Here is a 7,454-nt window from a genome sequence, read left to right on the forward strand (position 1 = left end):
ACCGCTGACCCTCTGCTTGTAAGGCAGATGCTCTCCCAACTGAGCTAAACCTCCAATATTCTTGGGATATACCGGCCGTTAGACCGATGCTTAAGTGTTAGTGCCATATCCCAACCAAGCACGCTCATATAATATACCAAGTGTTATGCGATTCGTCAACAGGTTTTTACATTTTTTTTAACTAAATTTAAATTTTTTTATTTTTTGCCATTCTATCGCACTGTGCAATAAGAAAAGTTATAATTGAATGAGTGATAAAGGAGATATAAAAAAATGGCAGAATTATTGTATCAAGGACATGGAAGTTATCGCATTGTATCTAATGAAGGTGTAGTGATTTATGTGGATCCTTATGCAGGTGAAGGTTATCATATGCCGGGAGTTTGACAGTTGTCTCCAACTTTTCACTAACCAAATCGCTCAAAACGTTGATTATATCAATGCTTTTGAGTTTTTTTATTGTCAAATTTCTGAAAATAAATGTACTAATATGGGCTAATGTGTGCTATAATAGGCATAGGAGATGATGCTCATGAATCTGATTATTTCAAAATCAAAGAACTCTAAATCACTTTACATCCAGAAATCATTTAGAAAGAACGGTAAATCAACTTCAAAGGTAGTCAAGAAACTAGGAACCATGGAAGAACTCCTTCCTCAACATAATAATAGCGAGGAAGAAGTCATAGCCTGGGGAAAAAAGATTGCCAAGAAGATGACGGAGGAAGAAAAAAGAGATAAGGACATTGTCCTTATCTCCCTATCGCAGTCAAAGCTTCTAGAACCAATGAAGCAGACATCATATAATGGCGGCTACCTTTTCCTTCAGGATATATTCCACAGCCTAAAGCTTGATAAGATCTGCAGAGATATACAGGAAGAATATAAATTTGAATATGATCTTGCAGACATTCTATCAAGACTCATATATTCTAGAATTATCTATCCATCAAGCAAGCTTTCTACTTTTGGGGATTCAAAAAGCTTTATTGAACAGCCTACATTCGAGCTTCATGATATTTACAGATCACTTGATGTTCTTGCAGAAAAGTGCGATACAATCCAGGAATTCCTTTATGAAAATTCAAGGAATGTTGTAAATAGAAACACTTCTGTCCTCTATTATGACTGCACAAACTATTTCTTTGAGATTGAGGAAGAACGCGGTAGCTGCAGATATGGTAAATCCAAGGAACATAAACCACTTCCTATCATACAGATGGGACTTCTCATGGATGGTAATGGCTTTCCTCTTTCATTTGTCATATTCCCTGGCAATGAGAACGAACAGCCTTCACTCATTCCACTTGAGAAAAAGAAAATAAAGGATTTTGGTATCACAAAGTTCATTGTATGCACCGACGCAGGGCTCGCTTCTAATGACAATAGAGAATTCAATATACAGAAGAATTGTTCATATATCGTCACACAGTCTCTTAAGAAGGTTAAGAAGCATATAAAGGATTGGGCGCTTAATACAGGAGGATGGGCTAAGGGTGATAGTAATGGAATAGACATATCTTCTGTAATGAAGGCTGTTGATGAAGGTGATACATATGAAGATGGCATCTGGTACAAGGAAAGATGGATCAATGAGAACGGCATCGAACAGAGAATCATTGTTTCATTCTCTCCAAAACACAGAGCCTACCAGAGATATATCAGAAGCAGACAGATTGAAAGAGCTAGAAAATCAGCTGAAAGTAATAAAAAAACAACTACTAAAAATCCTAACAGTCCTTCAAGATTCCTCGATGAAGTCAGATATACTGAGAATGGCGAGGTTGCAGATAATGTAGAAATAGTTGTGAATGATGGCAGAATAGCCGAAGAAGAGAAATATGATGGATTCTATGCAGTATGTACTACATTAGAGGATGATATAAAGGATATCATTGAAGTTAATAAGAGAAGATGGGAGATTGAAGAATCATTCAGAATCATGAAATCTGAATTCAAGGCAAGACCCGTATATCTTCAAAATGATAACAGAATAAAAGCACACTTCCTCACATGCTTCATTGCACTGATGTTTGTCAGAATACTTGAGAACAGAACAGGTAATAAGCTGACTATTGAGAAGCTTATTGATACATTAAGAGGATATAACTTCCAGCACTTTGAAGGAAGCGGGTATATCCCAACGTATACAAGAAATGATGCAACCGACATTCTTCATGAGGCATTCGGGTTTAGGACCGATTATCAGATCAATGGTGAGAAGAATATGAAAAAAATTATAAAGAATACTAAGACAGGAAAATATTAGCACATTTTTTAAGCAAAAAGCCCTTCAAAAAGCGCTGAATATATCAGTGTTTTTGAAGGGTTTTTATATGTATAACTGTCAAAGACAGGAATATACCAAGTGTTATGCGATTCGTCAACAGGTTTTTACATTTTTTTTAACTAAATTTAAATTTTTTTATTTTTTGCCATTCTATCGCACTGTGCAATAAGAAAAGTTATAATTGAATGAGTGATAAAGGAGATATAAAAAAATGGCAGAATTATTGTATCAAGGACATGGAAGTTATCGCATTGTATCTAATGAAGGTGTAGTGATTTATGTGGATCCTTATGCAGGTGAAGGTTATCATATGCCTGCAGATATTGTGATTGTAACACATGAACATAGTGATCATAATCAGGTTGATCTTGTTACATTAAAAGACGATGGTGTAATTTTAAGACATGGAGATTTATTTGTGGATGGTGAATATCCTATTAAGAAGATTAAGAAAGTAATGATTGAAGGAACACCTGCAGAAAATAAGAATCATACAAGAGAAGAATGTGTTGGTTTTGTTATGACTGTAGATGGTATTACATTATATGGTGCAGGAGACACAAACTATTATCCTGAAATGGAAAGCTTCAATGATTTAGATTATGCATTATTACCGGTAGATGGTATTTATAATATGAGTGCACGGGAAGCAAGTCGTTGTGCACATGTAATTGATTCTCGTTATTTCATTCCTATTCATACTTCACCTACACAATTATATGATGAAGACATTGCGAAAAGCTTTAAATCACCTCATGCTTTATATATAAAGCCAGGTGAAAGGTTGAAATTATAGTCCAAAATGAAAAGACCACTTGATGTGGTCTTTTATGTTAGTTCTGATCGAAATATCTGTTGAATTTGACGATGAATGTTGTAATTTGATCATCACTTGTAACAGAAATATCACCATGATGAAGGTCTACTATATTCTTAGTGATTGCTAGTCCTAAGCCAGTACCACCTGTTTTAGAGTTTCGTGATGAGTCTGTACGATAAAATTTATTAAATAGAAGTGGGATATCTTCTGGTGCAATAGTATCACCATGGTTGATGACTTTAACAGTTGCATATTTCTCATCACCGGATACTTCTATCTTTAAATCGGTATTATGATAGCCATACTTGAGTGCATTAGAAATAAGATTATCAAATACACGGGCTAATAACTGACCATCTCCCTGAACATAGATATTCTCTTCAGGTAAATTTACTATTGGTGTAATATTACAGTCTTTAAATGAAGGATAGAACTCATCTGTCATCTGCATAATTAATCCAGATAGATTAATCATACTCTTATTCAACTTGATATCTGCATTATCAAGTTTAGTGAATTCAAAGAGGTCATCCATCATTTCCTGTAGACGTATTGATTTCTCATACGCAATACCAGAATACTTATGTACATCTTCTTTAGATAAAGCTGTATCATCTTTAATCAATTCAAGATATCCTACAATAGTTGTAAGAGGTGTTCTTAAGTCATGGGCTACGTTTGTGATTAATTCATTCTTCTGTCTTTCTGCATTACGTTCTATATCTAATGCAGCTCTTTCTTTTTCTTTTAGTTTTTCGCTTTCTTTTTCTTTCGCAAGCAATGTTTTTGATAAGACATTGATGTTCGCTGCAAGAGAACCTAATTCATCATCATATTCTACTTCACACTGTACACCATAATTACCACTTGTTACCTGCTGGATAGAACGTCTGAGCTTTCTAATATATTCAATTGTGAAATCAATCAGTTTAAAGAAGATTTCTACAAAGACAATAAAAGAAATGGCATAACATAATGCATAACGCATTTCATTTGGTACCGCAATAGGAATAATTCTATCGAATATAATTCCTAGAATAGAATAAATAAGAAATGCGACAAGATAACTTAATGTGATATTAATCAACAAACGCCATTTAAAAGAAGAAATAAACAGCTTTCTTAGTTTCTGCATCATAACTCGAACTTATAACCAATGCCCCAGACAGTAATAATATGTCTTGGTGTACGAGGCTGTCTTTCAATCTTTTCTCTTAGTTTTCTAATATGTACCATGATGGTATTGTTGGCATGTGTTGCTTCTTCATGCCATATTTTTGTATAGATATCTTCAGTAGAGAATACTGTACCTGGATGTGAGGCAAGTAATACTAAGATTTCATATTCAATCTTAGTCACAGCCACTGGACGATTATCTACAGAAACCATCTTCTTATTTGTATCAATAAGAAGGTCATTGGCCTGAATAATAGAATTATCTACACCAATAGGCTTACTATATACCTGATAACGTCTTAATTGTGACTTAACACGTGCCACTAATTCCATTGCATTAAAAGGTTTTGCGATATAATCATCAGCACCTTTTAATAATCCTTCAATCTTATCCTGGTCAGCTGTCTTGGCTGATACAAAGATAACTGGGATATTGTACTTTTCTCTGATCATCTCTAATGCTTGTATTCCATCTACTCCAGGCATCATCATATCTAGAATTACAAGATCAATCTTGAACTTTTCAAGATCACGTAATAATGTATAGGCATTATAACGCTTTTCAACATGATAACCTTCTTGACTTAAATAAATTTCAATAAGATCACAAATTTCTTTTTCATCATCAATAACTAATATACGAGGTGTTTCCATATGTTTATCCTCCCAAGCCATATCATAATATAATTAATTAATAAAATAAAGAAAAGAATTGCATACGACGGGGGAATTTGCTATAGTTGTAAAGGGCACAAACGGGTCTTCCGTAGGTGCTTTTTTTTGTTTAATTTAGAGAAAGAGGTGAAGAGAATGGCAAAATTCATATTTGTCACAGGTGGTGTCGTATCAGGTCTAGGGAAAGGTTTAACAGCTGCATCTTTAGGTAGAATATTAAAACAAAGAGGATTAAAAGTATTCATGCAGAAACTTGATCCTTATATCAATGTGGATCCAGGAACTATGTCTCCTTATCAGCATGGTGAAGTTTATGTAACAGCTGATGGTGCAGAAACAGACTTGGACTTAGGTCATTATGAACGTTTTATTGATGAAGACTTAAACAAAAACTCTTCAGTTACAACTGGTAGAGTATATAGCGATGTAATTTCTAAAGAAAGAAGAGGGGATTACTTAGGCGCAACAGTACAGGTTGTTCCTCATATCACAAATGCGATTAAGGACAAGATTTATGCTGCAGAAGAATCTTCTCATGCAGATATCGTTATTACAGAAATCGGTGGTACTGTAGGAGATATCGAATCATTACCATTTATTGAAGCGATTAGACAGGTAAGACTCGATAGAGGCTACAAGAATACTCTTTATATACATACAACTTTACTTCCATATATTGGTGCCAGCCATGAAGTAAAGACTAAACCAACACAGCATAGTGTTAAGGAATTATTAGGATATGGTATCCAGCCAGATATCATTGTATGTCGTAGTGAACATACTATTTCTGATGAATTAAAGGACAAGATCTCTTTATTCTGTAATGTTCCTAAGGAAGCTATCATCTCTAACTATGATGTAGATGTTCTTTATGAATTACCAGTAGAATTATTAGATCAGCATATGGATGATGTTGTACTTGATCATTTAAGAATTGAAGCTCCTGAAGCTGATTTCACTGAATGGCGTGAATTAGTTGAAAGAGTTAAGAACTTAAAGGATACAGTTAAAATCAAGATGGTTGGTAAGTACTGTGAATTCCCAGATGCTTACTTATCAGTTAATGAAGCATTAAAACATGCTGGTTACTATGCAAATAGTGAAGTTGAAATTGACTGGGTTAACTCTGAAGAAGTAACTAAGGAAAATATCGCTTCTAAGCTTGCTGATGCTGATGGTATCTTAGTACCAGGTGGATTTGGTAACAGAGGTGTTGAAGGTATGATTGTTGCTATCCAGTATGCAAGAGAACATGATATTCCATTCTTAGGAATCTGTTTAGGTATGCAGTGTGCTTCTATTGAATATGCAAGAAATGTATGTAAACTTGATGATGTTAACTCATTAGAATTCGATAAGAACTGTATGACTCCATTAATTTCATTAATGCACGATCAGTCTTTAGAAAACATGGGTGGTACTCAGAGACTTGGTAACTACACTTGTGAATTAAAAGAAGGTACAATTGCACATAAGTTATATGGAAAGGATCTTATCCAGGAAAGACATAGACATAGATATGAATTCAATAATACATATCGTCAGATGTTAGAAGATGCAGGACTTGTTATCTCTGGACGTAATCCAAAGAGAGATTTAGTAGAAATCGTTGAAGTGCCTAACCATCCATATTTCGTTGCATGTCAGTTCCATCCAGAATTCAATTCTAGACCAAATAGAGCACATCCTCTATTCCAGGGACTTATCAATGCAGCACATAAAAAGAAATACAATTAATATATTGGCATGAGGGTAACCTCATGCCTTTTGTGTTACAATGAAAGGCATGGAGGTATGGTTATGCGTATAGGACAGTCAATAGATATTCATCAATTAGTAGAAGGAAGAAAGCTTATTCTAGGTGGTGTAGAAATTCCTTATGAAAAAGGGTTAAAGGGACATAGTGATGCAGATGTTCTTCTACATGCGATTATTGAATCAATCATTGGGGCATTAGGTGAAGGAGATATCGGTAAACATTTTCCTGATACAGATGATCGCTACAAAGGTATTTCTTCAATGATCTTGTTAGAAGAAACATATAAGTTGATGAATGAAAAAGGTTATAAGATTGGGAATGTGGATGCAATCATTATGACAGAACAGCCAAAGATGGCACCTCATATACCTACAATGAGACATAATATTGCGGAAGCACTTCATTGTGATGTGACACAGATTAATGTGAAAGCAACACGTGGTGAAAAGCTTGGCTTTGTAGGAAGAGGAGAAGGAATCGTTTCTCAGGCAGTCTGCTTACTTGAAAATGTGTAATAGTTATGTATTTTCTAAACAAGGTGATGTTTTTACATCATCTTTTTTGTCACTCAGATATCTTTTATCTAAAAAAAACGGCAGAATCCCCACCTCAATATAAAATATAGGTGGGGGATGAATGCCGTTAATGCATCTGATGGAGAAATTCTGGAGTAAGAATGGTATAATACATATAGGAAACTTCTTTTCCTAAATCTACAGAAAGGAGGCTAAATA

The 7,454-nt window shown here is 34.6% G+C and carries 6 protein-coding genes; 4 read left to right on the forward strand and 2 right to left on the reverse strand.

The annotated features are described in order from the left end of the window. The first annotated feature begins 532 nt into the window (after positions 1–532). Both ACT8VG_RS05315 and ACT8VG_RS05320 read left to right on the forward strand, forming a co-directional pair. On the forward strand, positions 533–2,269 hold the full coding sequence (locus tag ACT8VG_RS05315) for an IS1634 family transposase (RefSeq protein ID WP_444195344.1): 1,737 nt from the start codon (positions 533–535) through the stop codon (positions 2,267–2,269). Positions 2,270–2,501: 232 nt separating this feature from the next. Further along, on the forward strand, positions 2,502–3,086 hold the full coding sequence (locus ACT8VG_RS05320) for an MBL fold metallo-hydrolase (protein WP_217107248.1): 585 nt from the start codon (positions 2,502–2,504) through the stop codon (positions 3,084–3,086). Between the two features lie 37 nt (positions 3,087–3,123). On the opposite strand, the gene ACT8VG_RS05325 is transcribed toward ACT8VG_RS05320, so the two are convergent. Both ACT8VG_RS05325 and ACT8VG_RS05330 read right to left on the reverse strand, forming a co-directional pair. Continuing rightward, positions 3,124–4,248 (reverse strand): sensor histidine kinase, encoded by a 1,125-nt coding sequence (locus ACT8VG_RS05325; RefSeq protein ID WP_217107247.1) that lies wholly within the window; start codon positions 4,246–4,248, stop codon positions 3,124–3,126. After that, a complete protein-coding gene (locus ACT8VG_RS05330) occupies positions 4,245–4,940 on the reverse strand; it encodes a response regulator transcription factor (protein ID WP_040389648.1) in 696 nt (231 codons plus the stop codon). The genes ACT8VG_RS05325 and ACT8VG_RS05330 overlap by 4 nt, the downstream gene beginning before the upstream one ends. A gap of 156 nt (positions 4,941–5,096) precedes the next feature. On the opposite strand from ACT8VG_RS05330, the gene ACT8VG_RS05335 reads away from it, so the two are divergent. Together ACT8VG_RS05335 and ispF are read left to right on the forward strand one after the other, a co-directional pair. Next, on the forward strand, positions 5,097–6,698 hold the full coding sequence (locus ACT8VG_RS05335; protein ID WP_444195345.1) for a CTP synthase: 1,602 nt from the start codon (positions 5,097–5,099) through the stop codon (positions 6,696–6,698). Positions 6,699–6,755: 57 nt separating this feature from the next. Continuing rightward, positions 6,756–7,235 carry a 2-C-methyl-D-erythritol 2,4-cyclodiphosphate synthase gene (gene ispF, locus ACT8VG_RS05340; protein WP_187011614.1) on the forward strand — a complete coding sequence of 160 codons (480 nt, stop codon included), beginning with the start codon at positions 6,756–6,758 and terminating at the stop codon, positions 7,233–7,235. Positions 7,236–7,454 lie beyond the last annotated feature (219 nt).

Origin of the sequence: Catenibacterium sp., from assembly GCF_052354645.1 — a bacterium.
In the GTDB taxonomy this organism is placed as follows: Bacteria; Bacillota_I; Bacilli_A; order Erysipelotrichales; family Coprobacillaceae; genus Catenibacterium; species Catenibacterium mitsuoka_A.

Bases quoted from the DNA above. Each gene is read 5' to 3' on its own strand.
- ispF (WP_187011614.1), top strand. From the start codon at position 6,756: ATGGTTATGCGTATAGGACAGTCAATAGATATTCATCAATTAGTAGAA.
- ACT8VG_RS05315 (WP_444195344.1), top strand. From the start codon at position 533: ATGAATCTGATTATTTCAAAATCAAAGAACTCTAAATCACTTTACATC.
- ACT8VG_RS05325 (WP_217107247.1), bottom strand. From the start codon at position 4,248: ATGATGCAGAAACTAAGAAAGCTGTTTATTTCTTCTTTTAAATGGCGT.
- ACT8VG_RS05320 (WP_217107248.1), top strand. From the start codon at position 2,502: ATGGCAGAATTATTGTATCAAGGACATGGAAGTTATCGCATTGTATCT.
- ACT8VG_RS05335 (WP_444195345.1), top strand. From the start codon at position 5,097: ATGGCAAAATTCATATTTGTCACAGGTGGTGTCGTATCAGGTCTAGGG.
- ACT8VG_RS05330 (WP_040389648.1), bottom strand. From the start codon at position 4,940: ATGGAAACACCTCGTATATTAGTTATTGATGATGAAAAAGAAATTTGT.